This is a genomic window from Limnohabitans curvus, from assembly GCF_003063475.1.
Lineage (GTDB): Bacteria > Pseudomonadota > Gammaproteobacteria > Burkholderiales > Burkholderiaceae_C > Limnohabitans > Limnohabitans curvus.
The window spans coordinates 1,292,307-1,316,400 of sequence record NZ_NESP01000001.1 but is presented as its reverse complement, the minus strand read 5'-3'; the positions used below and the strand labels follow the sequence as shown (position 1 = coordinate 1,316,400).

Here is a 24,094-nt window from a genome sequence, read left to right as displayed (position 1 = left end):
AGAGCCGAAAACAGAACGCTAAATAGACCGACACACAGACACGGAACCCCTATGAGCAACTCCTCCCCTTATGTACTCCAGGCCGACGATGTGGCCATCCACTACGGCGGCGTCAAAGCCGTTGATGGTGTGTCCCTCACTTTAGAAAAAGGCCAAATTCGCGGCCTGATCGGCCCCAACGGTGCTGGTAAATCCACCGTCATCGATGCCATCACCGGTCGTCGCCGTTTGACGCGCGGCAAAGTCACCCTGCGTGGCACCGATGTGAGCGAGATGGGCGTGGTCGAGCGCCGCATGCTCGGCTTGTCACGCAGTTTTCAGCGCACCAGCATTTTTGGTGGCATGCCCGTTCGCAAACAAGTCGAACTGGCCTCGCACAAGATGGGCGTGCAGGACTCAGCCGCCGATGCAGATGCTGTGCTCAAAGAGCTGGAGCTCGACCGCATGGCCCACGTGATGGCCGAAGACTTGGGCTACGGCGAGCAACGCCGCCTCGACTTGGCTTTGGCCTTGGTGGGTCGCCCCAGCGTGCTGCTGCTGGACGAGCCCATGGCCGGTTTGTCGGTCAAAGAATCCCACGATTTGGCGCACCACTTAAAAGCCCTCACCTCGCGCTGGGATGTGTCGGTACTGCTGGTGGAGCACGACATGGATGTGGTGTTTGGCATTTCTGATGTGGTGACTGTTTTTGAATTGGGCCGCGTCATCGCCAGTGGTGAGCCGGCCGCCGTGCGCGCTGACCCGCGCGTGCGTGAAGCTTATTTGGGGAGTGCAGCATGAGCGCCTTACTGAACCTGAAAAACGTGCACGCCTACTACGGCGCTGCGCACATCTTGCACGGCCTGAACTTGCATGTGAACGCCGGCGAGCGCGTGGCTTTGATTGGCCGCAACGGCGTGGGCAAAACCACGGTGGTCAACACCATCTTGGGACTGGCCAGCCTCAAAGCAGGTCACATCCATTTAGACAAACACGAAATCATCAAGCCCCGCCCCTACATGGCGGCACAACACGGCATCGTGGTGGTGCCCCAAGGCCGCTGCATCATTGCCAACCTCACCGTGGAAGAAAACCTCTTGCTCGGCGCTGCGGTGGGCCGCAAAGGCCCATGGTCTGTGCCCGAGATTTACAAGCTCTTCCCCATCTTGCAAGAGCGCGCCCACACACCGGGCACAGCGCTATCAGGTGGTCAACAACAAATGTTGGCCGTGGGCCGCGCGTTGATGGCCAACCCCAGCTTGATCTTGTTGGACGAACCCACCGAGGGCTTGGCGCCCGTGATCGTGGACCAACTCGCCGACATCTTCAACCGCGTGGCGGACGAAGGCACGGCGCTGTTGTTGATCGAACAAAACATGAGCCTCGTCGCACGCGTGGCCCACCGTTACTTGGCCATGGCCAAGGGCTCGGTGGTGGCGCAAGGCGTGGTGAGCAACTCGCCCGAAGGCCTCAAAGATTTAGAAAGCCATGTGATGGTCTAAGGCCATCGCCCCCAGTTCCCAACGGCCGCCGGACCGATTCCGGCAATCCTTCATACCTAGGAGACAAGCATGCAATATAAAAAAATCTATCAACTGTTGGCCAGTGCAGCGCTGGTGACAGTCCTGCCGTTGAGCGCCTTGGCGCAAGGCAAAGAGCCGGTCAAGGTCGGTTTGGTGTCGTCCAAAACAGGCGTTTGGGCGGAGATGGGCGAGGAGGTCATTCGCGGCATCCGATTTGCGATTGATGAGGCGAATGCCAAAGGTGGCGTGGATGGCCGCAAAATCGAAGTGGCCGAAGGTGATGACGAGGGCAATCCCGACACTGGCCGTCGTGCCGCTGAGAAGCTGGCACGCGATGGTTACAACTTGCTGATTGGCCCAATCGGCTCTGCCGTTTCTTTGGCCATTGTTCCGAACCTGGAGCGCTGGGATGCGGCTTACTTCGCCACGATCAGCAAGACCGACAAGCTGACCGGTGAAACCTGCAAATTCCGCAGCTTCCGCACCGTGCAGTCGGATGCGATTGACATTGCCATGATCAACGAATGGGCGCCTAACATCAAAGGCAACAATTTCGCGATCATCGCGGCTGACTACGCTTGGGGCCGTGACTCCGCGGCATCTTTTAAGAAGGCCGTAGAAGCCAAAGGCAAGACCGTGGCCACAGTTCTGTTCTCCCCCTTAGGGACCAAGGACTACTCACCCTACATTGCCCAATTGAAAGCCGCCAATGTGGATGGCGTTTGGGCTGCCATCCCTGCACGCGACGGCATTAACTTCATGAAACAAGCGGGTGAGTTTGGTCTCATGCCAAAGACACCAGTGATTGGTCACGCAATGTTGTCGGATTTCATGGTCGGCGCCACTGGAAAAATCCAAGAAGGCATGGCTGGCACTTTGGGTTACGGCGTTGACATTGACAACCCACGTAACAAGGCATTTGTGTCGGGTTTCCGCTCTAAGTTCAACCGTGCGCCCACCGAAACCGAGGGCTTGGCTTATCACGGTGCCACCGTCATGTTGGAAGGTGTGCGCTTGGCCAAGAGCCCCAAACCTGAAGACGTGAGCAAAGCTTTGCACGGGGCTCAAATCGAAACCATCATGGGATCTTTGACGCTGCGTGCTGCCGATCATCAATTGATGGTGCCTAACTTTATGGCTCGCGTGAAATCGGTCGACGGCAAGCTCCGCCCTGTTGTTGATCAAACCTACAGCCCCGCCATCGTTCCAAGTGCATCGCCACTTTGCAAGATGTAAATCGCGTCACCACGCACGTTTATATCTGGGTCTGCCCTCTGATCGGGGGCAGATCATGGACCTCAATTCCTTGAATCAGAAATTATCATGAACTCATCTCCTCAGTCCCTGCGAATAGAAACGGCAGATGTCATCGTTGTGGGCGGCGGCGGTTCGGGCATGGCTGCCGCGATTGCAGCAGCCGAACAGGGTGCGCACGTCATCCTGCTCGAAAAAAATCCATTTTTGGGCGGCACCACCAAGCTCTCGGTGGGGTCGATCACGGCAACTGGTACGCGTTTTCAAAAGGCCAAAGGCATTGAAGACACACCAGATGAGCACTTCAACGACATGTCTCTCTTCTTGAGTCCAGAGTTGGCCAAGAAGGAAAACTTAGAGTTGCGTCGGGTGTTGGTGGATAACGCGCAAGCGACGCTGGAATGGCTCATCAGCATTGGACTGAGTTTTTATGGGCCGATGCCAGAGCCGCCCCACAGCAAACCGCGAATGCACAACGTGCTGCCCAATTCCCGGGCCTATGCGTACTACCTCGAGAAAGAGTGTCGCAAACAAGGCGTCGATATTCGTTTGGAAACTCGCCTGAGCCATTTGGTCATGGATGGTGAGCAAGTGACCGGCATCGTTGCGGACACAGGTTCGGGCATGACCGAGTTCAACGCACGCGGGGGGGTCATTCTTGCCAGTGGTGACTTCAGCGCTAGCACAGCGCTGAAACAACAGCACGTCCCGCATGCGGCGCATGTCGATGCAATGAACGCTGCCAGCACTGGCGATGGGCATCGCATTGCCCAACAAGTGGGGGGCTGGATCAAGAACCCCGAAGTGATGTGGGGGCCAAGCATGCGCTTTAAGGCGCCGCCGGTGGAAACACTGCTGCGTCGATTGCCACCCTACCGTTGGATCACCAAGCCGATGCAGTTTGCGTTGATGAATTTGCCGTTGTGGGTGTTCCGCCCCTTTGTGACCCGGTTCATGACCGCGTCACTGGCGCCAGAGCCTTCCCTTTTGCGCGCTGGAGCCATGCTGGTTAATAAACGGGCTGAGCGTTTCAGCGATGAACTGGATCGCCCAGAACTTCAGGTGCCGAACCAACCGGACAAAGAGGCGTATCTTGTGTTCGACCATCGCGTGGCGCAAATGTTTGAGGCGTGGCCTAACTTTGTTTCTACCGCTCCAGGCGTGGCTTATGCGTATTTGAAAGACTACAAACACACACGTCCTGACCTGTATCACGAAGCTTCCACATTGGCTGAGCTGGCTCGCCAAATGGGGATGCCTGCAGACCAATTGAACACCAGCGTTCAAGCGTACAACCAGGCGATACAGGCGGATTCAACACGCACGCGTCAGCCGATTAGCCAAGGGCCTTTTTATGCACTCGGCCCAGTGATGAGCTGGATTGTTTTCACCGAAGGTGGGCTGGCAGTCACTGCGCGGCATGAGGTGACGCGACCAGACGGTCAGCGCATCTTGGGCCTCTGGGCGGCAGGCTCAGCAGGGCAAGGCGGCACCATTTTGGCGGGGCACGGGCATCACATCGGTTGGGCCATGACCTCGGGCCGTCGTGCCGGTCGCTTCGCTGCAGAGCGCGCTATTCAACGTTAATCTCACATCCAAACTCACTATGTCAGAACCCTTTTCTTCTCACAGCTCATACCCCGTTGTGCAATTCCTGGTGCGTCGTGGACACACGGTCGCATTTGCTTTGTCCGCGTTCGTTTTTCTGGGCTTTCTCGGCATGTCTTTTCAGTTGGGACAGCTCTGGCCAAGCCTCGTTGGCTTCGTGCTTGCGGCTGTAGTGCTGGGGCTGTTGGTGAGCTATGTGGAGGTGCTTCGCATCATTGCGGACACCCTGTTGCCTAAGTACTAAGAACACGTGGATTCAAGGAGATAGCCCATGACACTCAGCGATGTAATCGTGATCGGCGGTGGACTTGCAGGACTTGCCGCTGCCAACAAAGTGGCCGAGCAAGGCTGGAGCGTTCAAGTTCTGGAGCAGAGCAAAGACGATGCTTACTTGTGCAACAGCCGCTATACCGGAGGCTTGTTTCACATTGCCATGGACGACATGGCGGGCGACCCTCAGTGGGTGAAAGAGAACTTAGAAAAGACCACCCGCGGGACGACCCATCCACAGCTGGCGGATGCCTTGACGCAAAACGCGCGCCGTACTTTGCGTTGGCTGTCGTCCTTGGGCGTGCGCTTTATTCAAGCGGGGCCTGATGGCTTGCGTCGCAATTCACTTTCCCCACCCGGGGTCCGTCAAACTGGACTGAATTGGCGTGGACGCGCGGGTGATGTGATGTTGCGTACCTTGGGTGATAAGTTGCGTGCGCAAGGTGGCACGATCGCACAAGGTATGACGGCACAACGCCTGCTGATGGGGGCCGACCGTTGCGAGGGTGTCGAAGTCAAAACCGCCACAGGAGATGTGGTGCAGCTGCATAGCCGTGCTGTGGTCATTGCGGATGGTGGTTTTCAAGCCAACCCAGATTTGGTGAAGCGCTTCATTTCTGCTCGGCCCGATCGACTGTTGCAGCGCAATGCAGGCAGTGGCCAAGGCCAAGGGTTGCTGATGGCCGAGGCGGCGGGTGCAAAACTGGTCGGTACAGATCGTTTCTATGGACACATTCAACATCGCAAGGCCATGACCGATGGGGCGTTGTGGCCTTACCCCGTGCTCGATTCGTTGGCATGTGGCGGAATTGTTGTAGATGAGACCGCACGTCGTTTTTGTGATGAAGGCTTAGGTGGTGTGTTCATCACGAACGCGATTGCCCAGCGCGCTGATCCGTTGTCGGCCGTCATCATCTTTGACGAAGCCATTTGGAACGGCCCGGGACGCGATTGGTTGCTGCCTGCCAACCCCTACCTGCTCAGTGCCGGCGGCAATCTGATCAGTGCCGATACCTTGACTGAATTGGCTCAAAAGCTGGGACTCGATCCCAGCACGCTGGTCGATACCGTCACGCGCTACAACCAATTGGTCGATGAAGGCACTGCGTCCGATCAGCCGCCACGAAGCGTTCATCCGTATAAAGCGTGGCCGATTCGGCATGGGCCTTTTCATGCCATCGAGGCTTGCGCAGGGATCACTTACACCATGGGTGGCATTGCCACAGACGCGCAAGCGCGCGTCTTGCGTGAGGACGGGCAAACCATTCCAGGGCTCTATGCAGCAGGTGCTTGTACGGGTGGCTTGGAGGGGGGCGGTGAGGCGGCTGGCTACTCAGGTGGATTGTCCAAGTCAGCGGTATTTGGCATGTTGGCTGGAGAAGCCATCGACCAATACCTGCCATCGGTCTGAGCACAGGGTACGAAACAAAGGCAATGAGATGAACGCTAAATCAAATACAACACCCAGCTGGGATCAACAGGTCGATCTACTGGTGATGGGCGCGGGCCCTGCGGGCATGACCACGGCGCTGGTTGCAGCGCTGGAAGGTATCAAACCGTTGATACTTGAAAAATCTGCTTGGGTTGGAGGAACTGCAGCCACCTCGGCTGGAACGGTATGGATTCCAGGCAATCGACAAAGCCTAGAAGCCGGTTACACCGACAGCGCAGATGCCGCTGCACGTTACATGGATGCGTTGATCGGCGGCCCGGATGTGGATGGCCGACGAACCGCCTATTTGGCGACGGGGCCGAAGGTGGTTGACTACCTGCGTGAAAAAACGGATGTTCACTTCGTGCCTTGCGGCAAGCACCCAGACTATCGGGACATGGATGGTGCAGCGATCACAGGCCGTGCACTCGCGCCAGCCATGTTTGATGGACGACTTCTGGGTAAAGACTTTGAGCGAGTCCGTCCCCCTATTCCAGAGTTCATGGTTCTGGGCGGAATGATGGCGGGTAAGAGCGATCTTGCGCCTTTGATCCATCGCTTTCAATCGATGAGCAACTTCATTTACTCAGGCAAATTATTTTTGCGTTACGTTGTTGATCGTTTGCGTTACTCACGCGGGACGCGTGTTGTCATGGGCAACGCGTTGGTCTCACGTTTGTTTTATAGCCTTCGCAAGAAGAATGTCCCCGTGATGTTTGAGACGACGGTGCAGGAAGTCATCTGGGACGCGGGTCGTGTGGTGGGTGTGGTCGCCCAGTCTCAAGGCAAACGCTTACGCATCCAAACTCGCCGAGGCTTGGTCATTGCGACAGGTGGTTATGGTCACAACACAAAGCTGCGTCAAATGTTCATGCCTAAACCAACACCGCCGCTCAGTGTGGCTTGTCAAAGTAACACGGGCGATGGCATTGAATTGGGATTGGCACATGGCGGCGTTGTCGCCCCAGAAACTCAGGGCCCGGGTGCATTTTGGACACCCGTTTCTGTGACCCGACGACCCGATGGGAGTCGTGGTGTCTACCCCCACTTGTCGCTTGATCGTGCCAAGCCTGGACTGATTGCCGTCAACAGCGCTGGCAAGCGTTTTGTCAATGAAGCCAACTCTTACCATGACTTTGTTGAAGGCATGTATGCCTCGCACAAGACAGTGCCAACGATGCCGGCTTACCTAATTTGTGAAGCAAATTTCGTGAAGCAATACGGTCTGGGCAATGTCTATCCAGGCACTACCAATCTGAAACGCTTTGAGGCGGACGGTTACCTCTTGACCGCGCCTACGCTTGAGGCCTTGGCATTGAAACTCAAAATACCGTCAGAAAATCTGACGGCAACTGTGAGCCGTTACAACGCCATGGCGGTTCAAGGTAAAGATCTAGATTTTGGCAAGGGCGACAGCGAACTGAATCGTTTCAACGGCGACCCCACGCAAATGCCCAATCCCTGCCTGCGTCCCATCGCGCATGGTCCGTTCGTCGCCATGGAAGTTTGGCCTGCGGAGATTGGCACCAGCACTGGATTGATGACCAACGCCGATGCACAAGTGTTGGATTCCCAAGGGCAGGTGCGCGATGGTTTGTATGCGGTTGGCAATGACATGGCGTCCATCATGATGGGAACCTATCCTGGCCCAGGAACGACGCTTGGCCCAGGGCTGACATTTGGCTATCGTGCCGCGATGCACGCAGCGGGCAAAACTGTTTGATTTCTTATTTAAAGCGAACACGATGAATAAAACGTCTTATCTGCATCAAACCTTTGGTTTGGATGGCCGTACGGCCTTGGTCACAGGGTCTGCGCGCGGCATTGGGTTGTCCATTGCAACCGCGCTTGGCAACGCGGGTGCGCGAGTGATCATCAACGATCTTCGATCAGCGGCCTGCGATGAAGCTGTCGCAGGCTTGCAAGCGCAAGGCATCGATGTACGCGGCGCTAGTTTTGATGTGTCTGACCATGCGGCCGTGCAGGCGGCACATCAGCAGCTGCTTGCCGAGCATTGGGATGTCGATATTTTGATCAACAACGCGGGCAACCAAAATCGCAAACCTTTGATTGAAACGACGCCTGTGGAGTGGCAGCAGTTGATGAATGTGCACGTCAATGGCTCATTCAACTGCAGCCAAATATTCATACCGGGGATGCGCAATCGTGGCTTTGGCCGCGTGGTGATGACTTCTTCTATTTCCGCTGAGGCGACTATGCCGAACATTGCGGCTTACTCGACGGCCAAGGCCGCCATGGCCGCTATGGCGCGTGCGATCGCCGTGGAATACGGACCGCACGGCGTGACGGCGAATGCAATTGCCCCTGGATTTGTACGTACAGAGTTCACCGTTGGCTTACAGGAGCGAGAAGGTTTTGAGCATTACTTGCAGGAGTCGGTGCCGTGTGGCCGCTGGGCTTTGCCTGAAGATATTGCCCCAGTGGTTCTGTTCTTGGTTTCGCCGGCAGCCCGTTTTGTCAACGGTCAGACGCTGGCCATTGACGGCGGGTTGTTAGCCCGCGCCTAGGTCGACACTGAGCAAGACCCGTTAAGCGGGCGTGATTTGAACTGTTTGCCCAGAGCGCGCAGCTTCGTGAACCGCTAGCGTTGTGCGCAAGGTCTGTAGCCCGTCCCAGCCAGAGCAGACGGGCATTTCATGTCCTTCTGCCACGGCGCGAATATGAGTTAACTGTGCAACGTACGGATCACCGCGATGCAAGGGCGTGCGCTCTTGCGTGAGTGGTTCATGCCAACCGCGTTTCTCCTTGAAGCTGAAAATTTGGAGCTGAGGAAGTGTGATTGAAGCTTCGGTGCCTGTGATGAAGATGGCATCTACATCCTGTTTGGCGTAGTGAGACGCCTCGCCTGCTGCGAAATCCCAGTTCCACGGTGCGACGGCGGCATCCGAAACGTTGAGTGCCGCCAGTGCGCCATTTTCAAACCGCAGCAAGGCCGATGCTGTGTCCTCGACCTCAAACCCCCGAATGGCGCTAGAGGTTTGTGCCTGCACAGACACCACTTCGCCTAACAAAAAGCGCAGCAAATCGATGTCGTGAATCATGTTGATCAAAATCGGTCCGCCACCCGGTTTGCGGCGCCATTCCATTTGAAAGTACTCATCTGGTTTGAGCCAAGTTGCCATGGCCGTGGCCGTGACTGGGCGACCAAGCAAGCCCTGTTGTACCAGCGCTTTGGCGCGGCGAAGGATGGGGTTGTGGCGACGCTGATGGCCCACCATCACTGGCACGCCAGCCGTGTCGGCAGCCCTACATAGTTGCGCGCCACTCTCCAGCGTGTGGGCAATGGGTTTTTCTACCAAAAAGGGCAACTTGCGTGCAATGCAAGCCAGTCCCGCGGACGTATGTGTCTGATTGGGCGTAGCAATGATCACCGCTTCGGGGTTGGTGTTTTCCAACAAGGCCAAAGGTTCGCTGAACCACGGCACATTCAAATCGGTGGCCAGCTCGCGCGCGGCGTCCGAAGGGTCTGCAATGCCGCTGAGGCAGACATCAGGATGTGACTGAATGCGTTCAATGTGCATGCGTCCAATCGCGCCTGCGCCGAACACTGCAATGGGCATACGCGCCGTGGTTTTGAGCCTAGAGGTCATCGGTATCTTTCTTTGTGTGAGTGGCTGACGGGTGCGGATGCGTTCACAAACCACGCCCGCCCGACAAGTCGTAAGTGGCACCTGTCGAGAAGGAGCACTCTTCAGAGCACAACCAGCACACCAAGGCCGAGGCTTCATCTAGCGTGCCAGGGCGGCCTAAAGGAATCCGCGATAAGGCTGCGGCCATGTATTCGGCAGACAGCTGTTGCAACAACTCTGTTGCAATCAAGGCGGGTGTGATGGCATTGACGAGTACACCCGTGCTGGCGAGGTCCTTGCCCATTGACTTGGTGAGTCCCACCACGCCCGCCTTGGAGGCGGCGTAAGGACCCAGATTTTTGGGCCCTTCATTGGCTGTGACAGACGCAATGTTGACAATTCGCCCCCAGCCTTGATCAATCAGATGCGGTGTGACGGCGCGCGACACATAAAAAGTGCCGAACAAATTGATACGCATCACGCGTTCCCAATCTGAAACCTCGACTTGCCAAAATGGACCATTGGGGCCGACGATGCCAGCGCCATTGACCAAGATATCTAGTTGAGAAAATTTCTGTAGCGCCTCTTTGAGGGCGTGCTGAATCTGTTGATCGTCTGTGACGTCGACGCGCTGCGTCAACACCCGGTCTTTATGCGTGTTCTGGCAAGCTTGTAGCTTGGCGGCATCGATGTCCCAGACGATGGCTTTTGCCCCTTCATGCACCAAACGATCGACGACGGCTCGGCCAATGCCTGAGGCGCCACCCGTGATCAAGGCCACGCGATTTTCAAAACGCCCTGCAAAAAGAGCTGGTTGATTTTTCATATGACTCTCCATTAATCTGTGGGTACCGATAGTGCGCCAAGAGGCATAACTTTTAAAATAAAAAGTTCTTATACTCCATACGATTATTGATATATCAAGGCTGGTTAACTTATGAGCACTGACTGGACGCATCGCCTGCGTTTGCGTAATTTGCAAACACTTCTGAGTCTGGGGCAAACAGGCAATATGAGCCAAACGGCTGACGCGTTGAACACGACACAGCCAGGGCTGTCAAAGTGGCTCAAAGAGTTGGAAGATGACATTGGGTTGCCCCTGTTTGAACGTCACGCCCGAGGGTTGCGCCCAACGGTTCATGGCCAGGCTTTGATTGATCATGCGAGACGCATTGAGGCTCACCTAGACACGGCCCGGGATGAAATGTTGCTTCTGCGCGAAGGCAGCAGCGGCCAGGTGACGATCGGTTTTGCCGGCGCATCTTCTGTCGACACGGTGCCAATGGCTGTTTTGAAAATTGTGGATCGATTGCCAATGGCACGCATCCATTTGCTGGAAAACAAAATCAACGGCCTATTCGATGCACTCAATGCGGGCGAAGTCGATGTCGTGGTTGGCCCTTCGGAAATCATTGCGCACGGGCCTGACATCAAAAGTGAATTGCTCTATTCAGAGCCCATCCATTTGGTTGCGCGCATCCAGCACCCTATTTTTCAGTTGAAGACCATCGAATGGGACGACGTGCTGAAATATCCTTGGGCGCTCTGGGCCAAGGGGACACCTGTTCGTAAAGCTTTTGACCAAGCGTTGTCTCACCTGGGGCACAAACTTCCACCGAATTATGTGGAAAGCAACTCTGCAACATTGACGACCACGCTGCTGTTGCACAGCGACATGATTGGGGTGACCTCACAGCGCCCCGCGCTGCGTTACAGCCGACTACAACTTCTGGGGTTAATCCCGCTTAACTTAGATGTGCACGGTTCAATTAGTTTGTACTGGCGTGCTGATGCGATGGATCGGATTGCGGTGAAGACAGCACTTGATTGCATACGTGAAGTTGTCTACGAGTTCGCTTAACAACTTTTTAATCGCATGGTCGTGTGCCAACGAAAACGCAGACTAACGAACGTTGAGTCTGGTGCGTTGACCAAAATATTTAAATATTTGCGTCAACAGCTGCGTCTTCCTTGCCGTTGAATGTTCACTCCGCTGTTGGAGTTGTTCAACCACCGTAAAGGAATTTATATGAACAAGCTGATTGCCTCTTTGATCGTTGGTGCTTTTTCTGCTGCAGCGTTTGCTGTGACACCTGCGGCGCCGGCGACACCAGCAACACCTGCCACGCCCGCAACTGCTGCGAAGGTTGAAGCCGCACCTGCGGTGAAGACCGAAGGCAAACACCTCGGCCAAGAAAAGAAGGCTGCGAAAAAAGCCGAAGGCGGCAAGAAGGCCGAGGCCGCACCAAAAGCTGACGCTGCCAAGTAAGCGCGTCGCTGCCTAGCGCAGTTAGGCGAGGGTTGTGTTCAGCGCTGCAGCGCTGGCAATGACCCCGCCGCCCATACACACCTCACCGTCATACAACACAGCCGATTGGCCGGGTGTGACGGCCCACTGGGGGTCATCAAAGGCGAGCACCAGCTCGCCTTCGTCGTTGTAGCTCAACTCGCACGGGGCATCGGCTTGGCGATAGCGCGTTTTGGCTGCGTAGCGTCCGGGTGTTGGCGCGTGAGGGGCGCACCAGCTCAGGTCGTCGGCGTGCAGCGAGCCGTAAAGCAACCAAGGGTGGTCATGGCCTTGCACCACATACAAGGTGTTGGTGGCCAAGTCTTTGCGGGCCACAAACCAGGGTTGGTGTTCGCCACCGCCGCGCTGCGCACCTTTTTCCTTCAAACCACCAATGCCCAAGCCTTGGCGTTGACCAAGCGTGTAAAAACTCAAGCCCACATGTGTGCCAATCTTGCGGCCGCGTTCGTCTTTGATGGGGCCGGGCTCGTTGGCGATGTAGCGGTTTAAAAACTCGCGGAAAGGACGTTCGCCGATGAAGCAAATGCCGGTGGAGTCTTTTTTCTTGGCGTTGGGCAAACCGATTTCATCTGCAATGCGACGCACTTCGGTCTTGTGCAGCTCGCCCACGGGAAACAAGGTTTTGGAGAGTTGCGCTTGGTTCAAGCGGTGCAAGAAATAGCTTTGGTCTTTGCTGGGGTCCAAGCCTTTGAGCAGTTGAAACTCGCCATTCACTTCACGCACGCGGCAGTAATGGCCAGTGGCAATTTTTTCAGCGCCTAGGCGCATGGCGTGGTCTAAGAACGCTTTGAACTTGATTTCAGCGTTGCACAAAATGTCGGGGTTGGGCGTGCGGCCGCCTTGGTACTCGCGCAAGAACTCGGCGAACACGCGGTCTTTGTACTCGGCGGCAAAGTTGACGTGTTCGATCTCAATGCCAAGCACGTCAGCCACGGCAGCGGCGTCCACGAAGTCGATGTTGGACGAGCAGTACTCGCTGTCGTCATCGTCTTCCCAGTTTTTCATGAAGATGCCGACGACGTCGTAGCCTTGTTGCTTCAACAGATAGGCGCTGACAGCCGAATCTACGCCGCCGCTCAAGCCCACCACCACACGTTTGTTATTTGCCATGCGGCAATTATCCCTTTGCGGGGTTCAAGACGCTGGGGTCGGTGTAAATCAAATCCATTGGAAAGCGTTGACCCGCCAAGTGGTCTTCCATGCAGCGCAATACCAATGGGCTGCGCAGGCGGTGCACATTGGCGCGAATGTCGTCGGGCGTCATCCACAGGGTGCGCACGATGCCTTTGTCTAGCTTGGCGCCTGGTACTTGTTCGCCCAGTTCGCCGCAAAACGCGAGGCGAAAGTAGGTCACGTCTTCGGCGGCGCGGCCTTCGCGGGCAGGGCGTAACAGCCGAGAGATGTAGATGCCCACCATGTCTGTGGGTTTGAAGGTGTAGGTGGTTTCTTCCAACGCTTCGCGGGCGCAGCCATCTTCGGGCGACTCGCCCGGGTCGAGGTGGCCCGCGGGGTTGTTTAGGCGCAAACCTTCAGGTGTGTGTTCTTCGATGAGGAGGTAACGACCCTCGCGCTCAATGATGGCGGCGACGGTGACACTGGGCTTCCAACGTTTATTCATTCGCTCATTATCTTTCGGGTAAATCCCGCTCAGTTGTCTTTGTAAAGTCGTGTAACCTTGCGTCACTCTGACAAGAATAAGCATCCACACGAGGAGAAGCGCATGTTGATAGGTGTTCCCGCCGAGACGACGGCAGGTGAGACCCGCGTGGCCGTCACGCCTGAAACGGCTAAGAAGCTCATTTCCCAAGGACACACTGTCCGCGTGCAGGCGGGGGCTGGTGTGCCAGCCAGCGTGCCAGATGCTGCCTATGCGGCGGTGGGCGTTGAGGTCGTGAATGTCACACAAGCTTGGGGCTGCGATTTGATTCTCAAGGTGCGTGCCCCTGAAGCGTCTGAGGCTTCAAGCATCAAAGCAGGCAGCACCGTGGTGGGCATGCTGGAGCCTTTCAATGCGGAAGGTTTGCAACGTTTGGCCACCGCAGGTGCTACGGGCTTTGCCCTCGAAGCCGCACCGCGTACAACGCGCGCGCAAAGCATGGATGTGTTGTCTTCTCAAGCCAACATCGCAGGCTACAAAGCCGTCATGCTGGCCGCCGACAAATACCAACGCTTTTTCCCCATGTTGATGACGGCAGCGGGTACGGTGAAGGCCGCCCGCGTGGTCATCCTCGGTGTGGGCGTGGCGGGCTTGCAAGCCATCGCCACAGCCAAGCGTTTGGGGGCGGTGATTGAAGCCACCGATGTGCGCCCCAGCGTGAAGGAGCAAGTGGAGTCGCTCGGCGCGAAGTTCATCGACGTGTCGTTTGAAAGCCAAGACGAAAAAGACGCCGCCGAAGGTGTGGGTGGCTATGCCCGCCCCATGCCCCAAAGCTGGTTGGATCGCCAAAAGGTAGAAGTGGCCAAGCGCGTGGCGCTGGCCGACATCGTCATCACCACGGCCTTGATTCCGGGTCGTGCAGCGCCCGTGTTGGTGACTGAAGACATGGTCAAAGCCATGAAGCCTGGCGCTGTCATCATCGACATCGCGGCTGGCAAAGGCGCTGATGGCGTGGGCGGCAACTGCCCGTTGACCGAAGCAGGCAAGACCGTCATCAAGCACGGCGTGACGATTGTGGGCGAGACCAACTTGCCCGCTTTGGTGGCTGCAGACGCTAGCGCGCTGTATGCCCGCAACGTGCTCGACTTCTTAAAGCTGGTCATCAACAAAGAAGCTGCGTTGCACATCGATATGGAAGACGACATCGTGGCCGCTTGTCTTGTCACCCGCGACGGCGCGGTGGTGAAGAAATAAAACGAGGAATTACAAACATGGATGCAGTTTCCCCCACCCTCGTCAACCTGATTATTTTTGTGCTGGCTATCTACGTGGGCTACCACGTGGTGTGGACGGTGACGCCCGCCTTGCACACGCCGTTGATGGCGGTAACCAACGCCATCTCGGCCATCGTCATCGTGGGTGCCATGCTGGCGGCTGCCATGACAGAAACCACGCTGGGTAAAACCATGGGTGTGTTGGCTGTGGCGCTGGCAGCGGTCAACGTGTTTGGTGGCTTCATGGTCACGCGTCGCATGTTGGAAATGTTCAGAAAAAAAGACAAACCCGCTAAGGCAGCTGCAGGAGACAAAGCATGAACATGGACTTTGTTTCAATGAACCTCGTTACCTTGATGTACTTGGTGGCGAGCGTGTGTTTCATTCAAGCGCTCAAAGGTTTGAGCCATCCCACCACGTCCATTCGCGGCAACGTGTTTGGCATGACCGGCATGACGATTGCCGTTTTGACGACAGCTGCTTTGATTGTGAAGTTGTCTGGCTCCAGCATGGGCATGGGCTGGGTTTTGGCTGGCCTCGTCGTCGGTGGTGGCGCTGGCACCCTCATGGCACAACGCGTTGAGATGACCAAAATGCCCGAGCTGGTGGCTTTCATGCACAGCATGATTGGTTTGGCCGCAGTGTTCATCGGCGTGGCTGCGGTGGCAGAGCCTTGGGCGTTTGGCATCACGCCAGCGCCGCAAGAGTTGATCACCAAGGTGCAAACGACGTCGGGCGTGGTCATCACCGAGCTGATGCAGCGCTTCCCCATTCCAGCCGGTAACCGTTTGGAGTTGTTCCTTGGCGCGGCCATTGGTGCCATCACCTTCAGCGGCTCGGTGATTGCGTTTGGCAAGCTCTCGGGCAAATACAAGTTCCGTTTGTTTCAAGGCACGCCTGTGAGCTTTGCAGGCCAGCACATGCTCAACCTCGTGTTGGGCTTGGTCATGATTGGTCTGGGCTTGATGTTTGTGATGACTGAAAGCTGGACCGCTTTCTTCGCCATGCTGGCCCTGTCGTTTGTGATGGGCGTGCTCATCATCATCCCGATTGGTGGCGCTGACATGCCGGTGGTGGTGTCCATGCTCAATAGCTATTCGGGCTGGGCTGCTGCAGGCATTGGCTTTTCGCTCAACAACAGCATGCTCATCATTGCGGGCTCGTTGGTGGGCAGCTCGGGCGCGATTTTGAGCTACATCATGTGCAAGGCCATGAACCGCTCTTTCTTCAGCGTCATCTTGGGTGGCTTCGGCGCAGAGGCGGTCACGGCCGTGGCTGGCGCCCAAGAGCAACGCCCCGTCAAGAGCGGCAGTGCAGACGATGCGGCTTATATCTTGTCCAACGCCGAAACCGTGGTGATCGTGCCTGGCTACGGCTTGGCTGTGGCGCGTGCGCAGCATGCGGTGAACGAGTTGGCTGAGAAGTTGATGCATAAAGGCATCAACGTGAAGTACGCGATTCACCCGGTGGCGGGTCGCATGCCTGGCCACATGAACGTGCTCTTGGCTGAGGCCGAAGTGCCTTACGACCAAGTGTTTGAGATGGAAGACATCAACGGCGAATTTGGCCAAGCCGACGTCGCCATTGTGTTGGGTGCGAACGACGTGGTGAACCCCGCTGCGTTGGAGAAGGGCAGCTCAATTTACGGCATGCCGATTCTGGAAGCTTATAAAGCCAAGACGGTGATCGTGAACAAACGTTCCATGGCTTCGGGTTATGCGGGCTTGGACAATGAACTGTTTTATATGGACAAAACCATGATGGTGTTTGGAGACGCCAAGAAGGTGGTTGAAGACATGGTGAAAGCGATTGAATGAACTCCACACAGAAGCCTTGGTTAAGCGCCTACCCAGAGGGTGTACCTGCAGAAATTGACATCACCGCGTACAGCTCGTTGGTAGATTTGATGCAAGAAAGCTTTCGCCAGTACGGCGATCGCACAGCGTTCAGTTTCTTGGGTAAGCGGCTGACCTATAAAGAGCTTGACCGTTTGAGCCAAGTGTTTGCCGCCTATTTGCAAAGCCTAGGACTGGTGTTTGGTGACCGGGTGGCCATCATGCTGCCCAACGTGTTGCAGTACCCCATCGCTGTGGCGGCGGTGCTTCGCGCGGGTTTTGTGGTGGTCAACATCAACCCGCTTTATACCGCCCGCGAATTGGAAGCCCAGCTCAAAGACTCAGATGCCAAAGCGATCGTGGTGCTCGAAAACTTCGGCGCGACCTTGCAAGCGTGTTTGGCCCGTACCCCTGTGAAGCATGTGGTGTTGTGTGCGATGGGCGACCGCTTAGGTTTGCTCAAAGGCGTGTTGGTCAACCACGTGGTGCGCAAAGTTAAAAAAATGGTGCCTGCGTTCGAGCTGCCCACAGCCGTTCGATTCAACGATGCATTAGCGGCCGGCGAGCGTTGCACATTGACGTCCCCTGAGATTCATGGCGATGACTTGGCGGTGTTGCAATACACCGGCGGCACAACAGGCGTGGCCAAAGGGGCCGAGCTGTTGCACCGTAATGTGATGGCCAATATGTTGCAAGCGTCGGCGTGGTTTCAGCCTGCACTCAAGCGCATTCCGTCTCACGAGATTCCGACCTTTATATGCCCGTTGCCGCTGTATCACATCTTCGCTTTCACGCTCAACATCATGGCGTGTATGCGCATGGGCGGCTGCTCGGTGCTCATCCCCAACCCGCGTGATTTGCCTGCGGTGTTCAAAGAGATCAGTAAGCATCGCTTCCATGTCTTCCCTGCGGTGAATACCTTGTTCAACGCCTTGGCCAACCACCCTGATTTCAATAAAGTAGATTGGTCGCACTTGGTGGTGTCCGTGGGCGGCGGCATGGCCGTGCAAGGTCCAGTCGCCAAGTTGTGGCTGGAGAAAACCGGCTGCCCCATTTGCGAAGCCTACGGTTTGTCAGAAACCAGCCCTGCTGCCAGCGGTAACCCTGTGACCAACAAAGCCTTCAACGGCTCAATTGGTGTGCCATTGCCCAGCACTGACATGAAGATCATCGACGATGACGGCAACGAAGTGCCTGTGGGCACGCCTGGTGAGATCGCCATTCGTGGCCCACAAGTGATGGCTGGCTACTGGCAGCGCCCCGATGAAACCGCCCGCGTGATGACGGCCGATGGCTTCTTTAAATCAGGGGACGTGGGCGTGATGGACGAGCGCGGCTACTTCCGCATCGTCGATCGCAAGAAAGACATGATCTTGGTCAGTGGCTTCAACGTCTACCCCAACGAGATTGAAGAAGTGGTGGCTGGCTTGCCCGGCGTGCTGGAGTGCGCGGTGATCGGCATTCCAGACGAGCGCTCGGGCGAGGCCGTCAAACTGGTGGTGGTCAAGAAAGACGCTGCCTTGACCGAAGCGCAAGTGTTGGAACACTGCCGCCACAACCTCACGGGCTACAAAATGCCGCGCGTGGTCGAGTTCCGTACGGAGCTGCCGAAAACACCCGTGGGCAAAGTGCTGCGCCGCGAGTTGCGCGACAAAACCCCTGCATGAGCCGCATCGCGCTGGTCAGCGCCATGCATGAAGAGCTGGCCGCTGTGCTTGCTCGCATGCCCAATGAACACAAAACCGTGGTGGCGGGTCGCGAGTTTTGGGTGGGGCATTGGCACGGTCACGACGTGGTGGCTGTGCTCTCGCGAATTGGCAAGGTGGCTGCAGCCACCACGGCCACAACCCTGATTGAGCGTTTTGGTGTGAGTCGCATCGTCTTCACAGGTGTGGCTGGCGGTTTGGCGCCGCATGTGAATGTGGGCGACGTGGTGGTGGCGCGTGAATTCATTCAGCATGACATGGATGCATCGCCTTTGTTCCCGCGCCACGAAGTGCCGTTGACGGGCATGACGCGTTTTTTGGCTGACCCCGTGTTGAGCGACGCCTTGGCAGCTGCAGCCCCCTTCGCGATGCAAGACATGCTGGCAACTCTGCCCCCAAACGAATGGCTCAACCTAGACTTGCCCAATGCAAAAGTACATCAAGGCTTGATAGCCAGTGGTGACCGCTTTGTGTCGCAAACTTTAGAGAGCCAAACTTTGCAGCGAGATCTGCCGCATGCCTTGGCGGTCGAGATGGAGTGCGCCGCCATGGCGCAGGTGTGTCACGACTATGGCGTGCCTTTGGCTGCGGTGCGCACCATTTCAGACCGCGCCGATGATGCGGCGCATGTGGACTTTCCGCGATTCATCCAAAGCATCGCCAGTCGCTACAGCGTGGCGGTGCTTGACCGCCTGCTGTCCACGCTGGCCGTTTGATTACTTGAGCCAGCCGCGTTTGCGGAAGTACCACATGGGCACCAAAGCGCTGGCAATCATCAGGCACAAGGCCATCGGATAACCCCACGTCTTGTCGAGCTCTGGCATGTACTGGAAGTTCATGCCGTAGATGCTGGCAATCAAGGTGGGCGGCAGCAAGGCCACGCTGGCCACCGAGAAGATCTTGATGATCTTGTTCTGGTTGATGTTGATGAAACCCACGGTCGCATCCATCAAGAAGTTAATTTTGTCAAACAAGAAAGCCGTGTGGTTGTCGAGCGATTCGATGTCACGCAAAATTTGGCGGGCTTCTTCAAACTGGTCGGCATTGAGCATGCGCGAGCGCATCATGAAACTCACGGCGCGGCGGGTGTCCATCACGTTACGGCGAATGCGGCCGTTCAAGTCTTCTTGGCGTGCAATGGCACCCAGCACTTCACCGGCCAGCACGTCGGTCACGTCTTCAGACAGTACCAACTTGCCTGCTTTTTCGAGCTGGTCGTAAATGCCTTCTAGTGTGTCGGCTGAGTATTCGGCGTCGGCGTCAAAGAGCTTTAACAGAACGTCTTTGTCGTCTTCAATCAAGCCAGGCGCGCGGCGTGCACGCATGCGCAACAAGCGGAACACGGGTACGTCTTCGTCGTGAATGGAGAACAACACGCCACGGCTGCGTAGCGACGCGTTGTTTTGGTTCAAGATGAACGCCACACGCACGGTGCGGGGCTCGTCTTCGTCGGCGATCAAAAAGTCGCTACGGATGTGTAGTTCGCCGTTGTCTTCTTCGTAGAAGCGGGCAGACTCTTCAATGTCCTCGTCCATCGCATCTTCGGGGATGGAAAGGCCGTAGTACTGCTTGATCCAGCGTTTTTCCTCAAGCGTGGGCGCTTCGAGGTCAACCCAGATGGGTTGGAATTTGGAGAGTTCTTCCAGCGATTCGATCTCTTCTTGAAAGAGTCGACCGTTGGCCAGCGTGAAGATATTGAGCATGGCAGTCCTTGCGCGTGGGGCACAGAAATTCGAAGGGTGAGAAATGCAGCTTTCGAATTCGCGCGCCGTCTATAGGCCTGGTGCGATCCGAAAGCTACCGACTAGGGTAGGTTTCCAAGGAGATAGCTCCGCTGTTGATGTGGCGCAGATTATCGCACCGCCTCGGTGCAGTCTAGGGGTTTTCCGTAGGGTGTTTTTGGGCTGATTTTGAGTTCAACCCATTGCCTTTTAGGTGGGCTGAGCGCATAGTGAAAGCGCTAACTCACCAATGGAGGTTTTTTATGAACTTGACGATCAGTGGTCACCATCTTGAAGTAACTCCCGCCTTGCGCACTTACGTGACAGGCAAGCTAGACCGCATCACCCGACATTTCGATCAGGTGGTTGATGTGAAGGTGCTGCTTAGCATTGAGAACCAAACTGAGAAAGAGCGCCGTCAAAAAGCAGAGTGCAATATCCACGTCAAAGGTAGCGATATGTTCGCCGAGAGTGCACATGAAGACATGTACGCAGCCGTGGATGAGTTGGTGGATAAGCTGGATCGTCAAGTGGTTCGGCACAAAGACCGCTTGCAAAACCATCACCATGAGAGTCCCAAGCGTTTGATGTAGGCCTAGAAACTTCTCAAAACCGCCGTGAATCGGCGGTTTTGTCGTTTCAAGGCTTGTTATTTTGTAGGTGCATAATCTGCGCTCAATCATGAATCGTTTAGCTTCTATTCTTCCTCCAGCACAAGTTCTTGTGCGTGTTGAGGTCACCAGTAAAAAGCGCGCCTTTGAAGAGGCGGGCTTGTTGTTTGAGGGCCTGCACGGCCTCAATCGCGCTTTGGTGGCCGAGAGCTTGTTTGCGCGTGAGCGTTTAGGCTCCACAGGGTTGGGGCACGGCGTGGCGATTCCGCATGGCCGCATCAAAGGCTTAAAGTCGCCCATGGCGGCGGTGTTCCAGCTAGACAAAGCCATTGGCTTTGACGCCCCTGACGAGCAGCCTGTGAGTCTGCTCATCTTTTTGCTGGTGCCCGAGGCGTCTACGCAAAAGCACCTTGAAATTTTGTCTGAAATCGCTGAGTTGCTCAGCGACACCGGCTTGCGCGAAAAAATCAAAACCTGCGATGACGCGACGGAACTCCACCGCATCATCTCCACCTGGAATGCGGTGCAACCGTGAGGCCTTCCGTCATCAGCGCGGATGTGCTGTTTGAAGCCTTTCGCGGTCGACTGCGTTGGGAATGGATTGCCGGCTTAGGCGCCTCAGAGCGCCACTTTGACGAGGTGGCTGTCCGCAGCGCGCGCTCTGGCGCCGACTTGGTGGGGTATCTCAATTACATCCATCCCTACCGCGTGCAAGTGATGGGTGAGCGTGAAGCCAATTACGTCAGCAAATGCTCGCCCGAAGACTGCGCACGGCGCATCGCGCGCATCGTCACCTTAGAGCCTCCGGTGTTGGTCTTGGCTGATGGTCAGCAGCCCTCCGAGGCTTTGGTGTCCATGTGTGAGCGAGCCCAAATCCCCTTGTTTGCCACGCATGAGTCGGCGGCTTTTGTCATTGATTTGTTGCGCGCTTATTTGTCCAAGCACTTTGCCGATCGCACCACCATGCACGGCGTGTTCATGGACATTTTGGGCTTGGGCGTGATGATTACCGGTGAGTCTGGCTTGGGTAAAAGCGAGCTGGGCTTGGAGTTGATTTCTCGTGGTAACGGCCTGGTGGCCGACGACGCGGTCGATTTGTACCGCATCAACCAAACCACCATCGAAGGTCGCTGTCCCGAGTTGCTGCAAAACTTGCTGGAAGTGCGCGGCATTGGTTTGCTCGATATTCGTGCCATCTTTGGTGAAACCGCGGTGCGTCGCAAGATGCGCTTGAAGCTTATCGTGCATTTGGTGCGCAAAGAAACCCTAGAACGCGACTACGAGCGTTTGCCCCATGAGCCTCTTACGCAAGACGTGTTGGGCGTACCCGTGCGTAAGGTTGTCATTCAAGTGGTCGCGGGTCGCAACATTGCGGTGTTGGTGGAGGCGGCGGTGCGCAACTCAATTTTGCAGTTGCGCGGTGTCGACACTTATCAAGAGTTCATCGCGCGCCACCAGCGCGCCATGTCGCAAGGCTAAGCCTTATTTGCCCGCAGGGCGATGCTCGCAATTTTTTTTAACGCAGTGGGCATACAGACTGAGCGCGTGGTCTGCAATCTCGAATCCGTGGCGCTTGGCCACTTGGACCTGCAGAGCTTCGATCTCTTCGTCGTGAAACTCTTCTACGCGCCCGCAGTCTAGGCACACCAGGTGGTCGTGGTGCTCGCCTTCATTCAGCTCATATACCGCACGTTCGCTCTCAAAGTGGCTGCGTTTCAAAATGTCAGCTTGCTCAAACTGCATCAACACGCGGTAAACCGTGGCGATGCCAATGTCCATGTTTTGCAACAATAAATGGCGATACACGTCCTCGGCCGTCATGTGCCGTTGCGTGCCTTGTTGGAAAATTTCCAAAATTTTCAGGCGAGGTGCGGTGGCCTTGAGGCCAATGCTTTTGAGGTCGTCTGGGTGTGCCATTTTGCCTTTCGCTCAGCGCTGGAAATAGACCCACCGCTACAATGAACGAATCATAGCCTTAGCGCCTCATTCGGCCTTTCACACCATGTTTGAATCCTGTCGAAATGCCCCAGAATTTTTGCGTCAGCAACGCCGCTTTGTGGCCCTGGCTTGCGTGGTCGCGGGCCTAGGGCTGACGGCCTGTTCGAGCAACCTGATTTACAAGCCCGAAGTCGTGCAAGGCAACTTTGTCTCGCGTGAGCAAGTACAAGCTCTGCGCGCAGGCATGCCCCGCCAAGCGGTGCGTGATGTGCTCGGTACACCCTTGGTGACCAGCTTGTTTCATGCAGACCGGTGGGACTACGCTTTCACCATCCGTCGTCAAGGTGCTGAACCGCAGCAACGCCGCTTCAGCGTGTTCTTCAAAGGCGATGTGTTGGACCGCATTGAGGGCGATCCATTGCCTACCGAGGCCGAGTTCGCAGCCAAGCTAGACAACCGTCGCCCACCTACCAAATTGCCAGAGCTCAAAGCCACTGAGGCCGATTTGGCTAAGTTCCCAACCAAGCCGGCACCTGCTCAAGGCTCAGCCCAGCCAGCAGCACCTGTTGGCCCAGTTACTTACCCGCCGCTCGAAGTGGCTCGTTGATTTTTGAAAGTGCCGACACACCATGGCTCAATCTCCTGACATTTTGAAAATTGCCATCGCTGGCGCCAGTGGCCGCATGGGCCATATGCTGATCGAGGCTGTGCGCAACGACCCCATGTGCATGTTGGCTGGCGCCTTGGATGTGCCTTCTAGCCCTGGCATCGGTAACGATGCGACTGGCTTTTTGGGTCAAGCCAGCGGCGTGAACATCGAATCTGATGTGCGCAAAGGCTTGCAAAACAGCCATGTGTTGATTGACTTCACGCGTCCTGAAGGCACGCTGGCGCATTTGAAGATTTGCCGTGAATTGGGCGTCAAGTTGGTCATTGGCACCACTGGTTTTACGGACGAGCAAAAGGCAGAAATCGCCGAAGCCGCCAAGGACATCGCTATCGTCATGGCGCCCAACATGAGCGTGGGTGTGAACGTGACTTTGAAACTGTTGCAAATGGCTGCGCAAGCCATGCCCACGGGCTATGACATTGAAATCATCGAAGCCCACCACCGCCACAAGGTGGATGCGCCTTCAGGCACCGCATTGAAAATGGGCGAAGTGATTGCCGACGCCATCGGTCGCGACCTCAAAGATTGCGCGGTGTATGAGCGTTATGGCCACACGGGTGAGCGCGACCCCTCCACCATCGGTTTCTCCACCATCCGTGGTGGCGATATCGTGGGCGACCACACCGTGTTGTTCGCTGGCATTGGCGAGCGCATCGAAATCACGCACAAGTCGTCCAGTCGCGCCACCTACGCCCAAGGCAGTTTGCGTGCAGCAAGCTTCTTGGCCAGCAAGAAAAACGGCTTGTTCGACATGTTTGATGTCTTGAGCCTGCGCTAA

26 protein-coding genes are annotated in these 24,094 nt (G+C 56.3%); 20 read left to right on the top strand and 6 right to left on the bottom strand.

Annotation, left to right across the window (positions count from 1 at the left end; all coding sequences use genetic code 11):
- The first annotated feature begins 51 nt into the window (after window positions 1-51).
- The 8 genes from B9Z44_RS06635 (at window position 52) to B9Z44_RS06600 (ending at window position 8,594) form a co-directional block, all read left to right on the top strand.
- Complete coding sequence (locus B9Z44_RS06635) at window positions 52-780, top strand: ABC transporter ATP-binding protein (protein ID WP_108401504.1); 729 nt, start codon at window positions 52-54, stop codon at window positions 778-780.
- Entirely contained in the window at window positions 777-1,481 is a 705-nt protein-coding gene (locus B9Z44_RS06630) for an ABC transporter ATP-binding protein (RefSeq protein WP_108360499.1), read from the top strand. Before B9Z44_RS06635 ends, B9Z44_RS06630 begins: the two co-directional genes overlap by 4 nt.
- Window positions 1,482-1,550: 69 nt before the next feature.
- The gene (locus tag B9Z44_RS06625) at window positions 1,551-2,738 is read left to right on the top strand and encodes an ABC transporter substrate-binding protein (RefSeq protein ID WP_108360388.1); all 1,188 of its coding nucleotides are present in this window, start codon (window positions 1,551-1,553) and stop codon (window positions 2,736-2,738) included.
- Between the two features lie 87 nt (window positions 2,739-2,825).
- The gene (locus B9Z44_RS06620; RefSeq protein ID WP_108360389.1) at window positions 2,826-4,343 is read left to right on the top strand and encodes an FAD-dependent oxidoreductase; all 1,518 of its coding nucleotides are present in this window, start codon (window positions 2,826-2,828) and stop codon (window positions 4,341-4,343) included.
- Window positions 4,344-4,362: 19 nt separating this feature from the next.
- On the top strand, window positions 4,363-4,608 hold the full coding sequence (locus B9Z44_RS06615) for a hypothetical protein (RefSeq protein ID WP_146179079.1): 246 nt from the start codon (window positions 4,363-4,365) through the stop codon (window positions 4,606-4,608).
- A gap of 27 nt (window positions 4,609-4,635) precedes the next feature.
- On the top strand, window positions 4,636-6,045 hold the full coding sequence (locus B9Z44_RS06610) for an FAD-dependent oxidoreductase (protein ID WP_108360391.1): 1,410 nt from the start codon (window positions 4,636-4,638) through the stop codon (window positions 6,043-6,045).
- A 28-nt stretch (window positions 6,046-6,073) separates the two neighbouring features.
- Window positions 6,074-7,789, top strand: a complete 1,716-nt coding sequence (locus B9Z44_RS06605; RefSeq protein ID WP_108401999.1) for an FAD-dependent oxidoreductase — start codon at window positions 6,074-6,076, stop codon at window positions 7,787-7,789.
- A 22-nt stretch (window positions 7,790-7,811) separates the two neighbouring features.
- Entirely contained in the window at window positions 7,812-8,594 is a 783-nt protein-coding gene (locus B9Z44_RS06600) for an SDR family NAD(P)-dependent oxidoreductase (RefSeq protein ID WP_108401998.1), read from the top strand.
- A gap of 21 nt (window positions 8,595-8,615) precedes the next feature.
- Here the strand turns inward: B9Z44_RS06600 and B9Z44_RS06595 are convergent, their stop codons facing one another.
- Both B9Z44_RS06595 and B9Z44_RS06590 read right to left on the bottom strand, forming a co-directional pair.
- Window positions 8,616-9,677 carry a Gfo/Idh/MocA family protein gene (locus B9Z44_RS06595; RefSeq protein ID WP_108401997.1) on the bottom strand — a complete coding sequence of 354 codons (1,062 nt, stop codon included), beginning with the start codon at window positions 9,675-9,677 and terminating at the stop codon, window positions 8,616-8,618.
- 43 nt (window positions 9,678-9,720) lie between these two features.
- Window positions 9,721-10,482 (bottom strand): SDR family NAD(P)-dependent oxidoreductase, encoded by a 762-nt coding sequence (locus B9Z44_RS06590; RefSeq protein WP_108402832.1) that lies wholly within the window; start codon window positions 10,480-10,482, stop codon window positions 9,721-9,723.
- Window positions 10,483-10,593: 111 nt separating this feature from the next.
- Here B9Z44_RS06590 and B9Z44_RS06585 point away from each other — a divergent pair, with 111 nt between their 5' ends.
- Both B9Z44_RS06585 and B9Z44_RS06580 read left to right on the top strand, forming a co-directional pair.
- Window positions 10,594-11,517, top strand: coding sequence for a LysR family transcriptional regulator (locus tag B9Z44_RS06585; protein ID WP_108360396.1), 924 nt, complete (start codon window positions 10,594-10,596; stop codon window positions 11,515-11,517).
- Window positions 11,518-11,685: 168 nt separating this feature from the next.
- Window positions 11,686-11,925, top strand: coding sequence for a hypothetical protein (locus B9Z44_RS06580; RefSeq protein ID WP_108360478.1), 240 nt, complete (start codon window positions 11,686-11,688; stop codon window positions 11,923-11,925).
- A 21-nt stretch (window positions 11,926-11,946) separates the two neighbouring features.
- Here B9Z44_RS06580 and mnmA read toward each other — a convergent pair whose 3' ends face one another.
- Together mnmA and B9Z44_RS06570 are read right to left on the bottom strand one after the other, a co-directional pair.
- Window positions 11,947-13,074 (bottom strand): tRNA 2-thiouridine(34) synthase MnmA, encoded by a 1,128-nt coding sequence (mnmA, locus tag B9Z44_RS06575; RefSeq protein WP_108401996.1) that lies wholly within the window; start codon window positions 13,072-13,074, stop codon window positions 11,947-11,949.
- 7 nt (window positions 13,075-13,081) lie between these two features.
- Window positions 13,082-13,582, bottom strand: a complete 501-nt coding sequence (locus tag B9Z44_RS06570) for an NUDIX hydrolase (RefSeq protein ID WP_108360398.1) — start codon at window positions 13,580-13,582, stop codon at window positions 13,082-13,084.
- Between the two features lie 102 nt (window positions 13,583-13,684).
- On the opposite strand from B9Z44_RS06570, the gene B9Z44_RS06565 reads away from it, so the two are divergent.
- Genes B9Z44_RS06565 through B9Z44_RS06545 form a run of 5 tightly spaced genes read left to right on the top strand, consistent with a single transcriptional unit; the run spans window position 13,685 to window position 19,092 of the window.
- Window positions 13,685-14,815: a Re/Si-specific NAD(P)(+) transhydrogenase subunit alpha gene (locus B9Z44_RS06565; protein WP_108401995.1), complete on the top strand. Its 1,131-nt coding sequence runs from the start codon at window positions 13,685-13,687 to the stop codon at window positions 14,813-14,815.
- A gap of 17 nt (window positions 14,816-14,832) precedes the next feature.
- Window positions 14,833-15,156 (top strand): NAD(P) transhydrogenase subunit alpha part 2, encoded by a 324-nt coding sequence (locus tag B9Z44_RS06560; RefSeq protein WP_108283800.1) that lies wholly within the window; start codon window positions 14,833-14,835, stop codon window positions 15,154-15,156.
- Window positions 15,153-16,652: an NAD(P)(+) transhydrogenase (Re/Si-specific) subunit beta gene (locus B9Z44_RS06555; RefSeq protein WP_108401994.1), complete on the top strand. Its 1,500-nt coding sequence runs from the start codon at window positions 15,153-15,155 to the stop codon at window positions 16,650-16,652. The genes B9Z44_RS06560 and B9Z44_RS06555 overlap by 4 nt, the downstream gene beginning before the upstream one ends.
- A complete protein-coding gene (locus tag B9Z44_RS06550; RefSeq protein WP_108401993.1) occupies window positions 16,649-18,337 on the top strand; it encodes a long-chain-fatty-acid--CoA ligase in 1,689 nt (562 codons plus the stop codon). Before B9Z44_RS06555 ends, B9Z44_RS06550 begins: the two co-directional genes overlap by 4 nt.
- A complete protein-coding gene (locus B9Z44_RS06545) occupies window positions 18,334-19,092 on the top strand; it encodes a 5'-methylthioadenosine/adenosylhomocysteine nucleosidase (protein ID WP_108401992.1) in 759 nt (252 codons plus the stop codon). The genes B9Z44_RS06550 and B9Z44_RS06545 overlap by 4 nt, the downstream gene beginning before the upstream one ends.
- Here the strand turns inward: B9Z44_RS06545 and corA are convergent, their stop codons facing one another.
- Window positions 19,093-20,079, bottom strand: a complete 987-nt coding sequence (gene corA, locus B9Z44_RS06540) for a magnesium/cobalt transporter CorA (protein ID WP_108360403.1) — start codon at window positions 20,077-20,079, stop codon at window positions 19,093-19,095. It lies immediately after the preceding gene.
- Between the two features lie 281 nt (window positions 20,080-20,360).
- Between corA and hpf the strand changes: the two genes are divergently transcribed.
- The 3 genes from hpf (at window position 20,361) to hprK (ending at window position 22,187) form a co-directional block, all read left to right on the top strand.
- Complete coding sequence (gene hpf, locus B9Z44_RS06535; RefSeq protein ID WP_104800461.1) at window positions 20,361-20,690, top strand: ribosome hibernation-promoting factor, HPF/YfiA family; 330 nt, start codon at window positions 20,361-20,363, stop codon at window positions 20,688-20,690.
- An 88-nt stretch (window positions 20,691-20,778) separates the two neighbouring features.
- Window positions 20,779-21,243: a PTS sugar transporter subunit IIA gene (locus tag B9Z44_RS06530; protein ID WP_108360404.1), complete on the top strand. Its 465-nt coding sequence runs from the start codon at window positions 20,779-20,781 to the stop codon at window positions 21,241-21,243.
- Complete coding sequence (gene hprK / locus B9Z44_RS06525; RefSeq protein ID WP_108360405.1) at window positions 21,240-22,187, top strand: HPr(Ser) kinase/phosphatase; 948 nt, start codon at window positions 21,240-21,242, stop codon at window positions 22,185-22,187. The genes B9Z44_RS06530 and hprK overlap by 4 nt, the downstream gene beginning before the upstream one ends.
- A 3-nt stretch (window positions 22,188-22,190) precedes the next feature.
- Here the strand turns inward: hprK and fur are convergent, their stop codons facing one another.
- Window positions 22,191-22,625 (bottom strand): ferric iron uptake transcriptional regulator, encoded by a 435-nt coding sequence (gene fur / locus B9Z44_RS06520; protein WP_108360406.1) that lies wholly within the window; start codon window positions 22,623-22,625, stop codon window positions 22,191-22,193.
- Between the two features lie 85 nt (window positions 22,626-22,710).
- Here fur and B9Z44_RS06515 point away from each other — a divergent pair, with 85 nt between their 5' ends.
- Together B9Z44_RS06515 and dapB are read left to right on the top strand one after the other, a co-directional pair.
- Window positions 22,711-23,253 carry an outer membrane protein assembly factor BamE gene (locus tag B9Z44_RS06515; protein ID WP_108401991.1) on the top strand — a complete coding sequence of 181 codons (543 nt, stop codon included), beginning with the start codon at window positions 22,711-22,713 and terminating at the stop codon, window positions 23,251-23,253.
- 22 nt (window positions 23,254-23,275) lie between these two features.
- Window positions 23,276-24,094 (top strand): 4-hydroxy-tetrahydrodipicolinate reductase, encoded by an 819-nt coding sequence (dapB, locus tag B9Z44_RS06510; RefSeq protein ID WP_108401990.1) that lies wholly within the window; start codon window positions 23,276-23,278, stop codon window positions 24,092-24,094.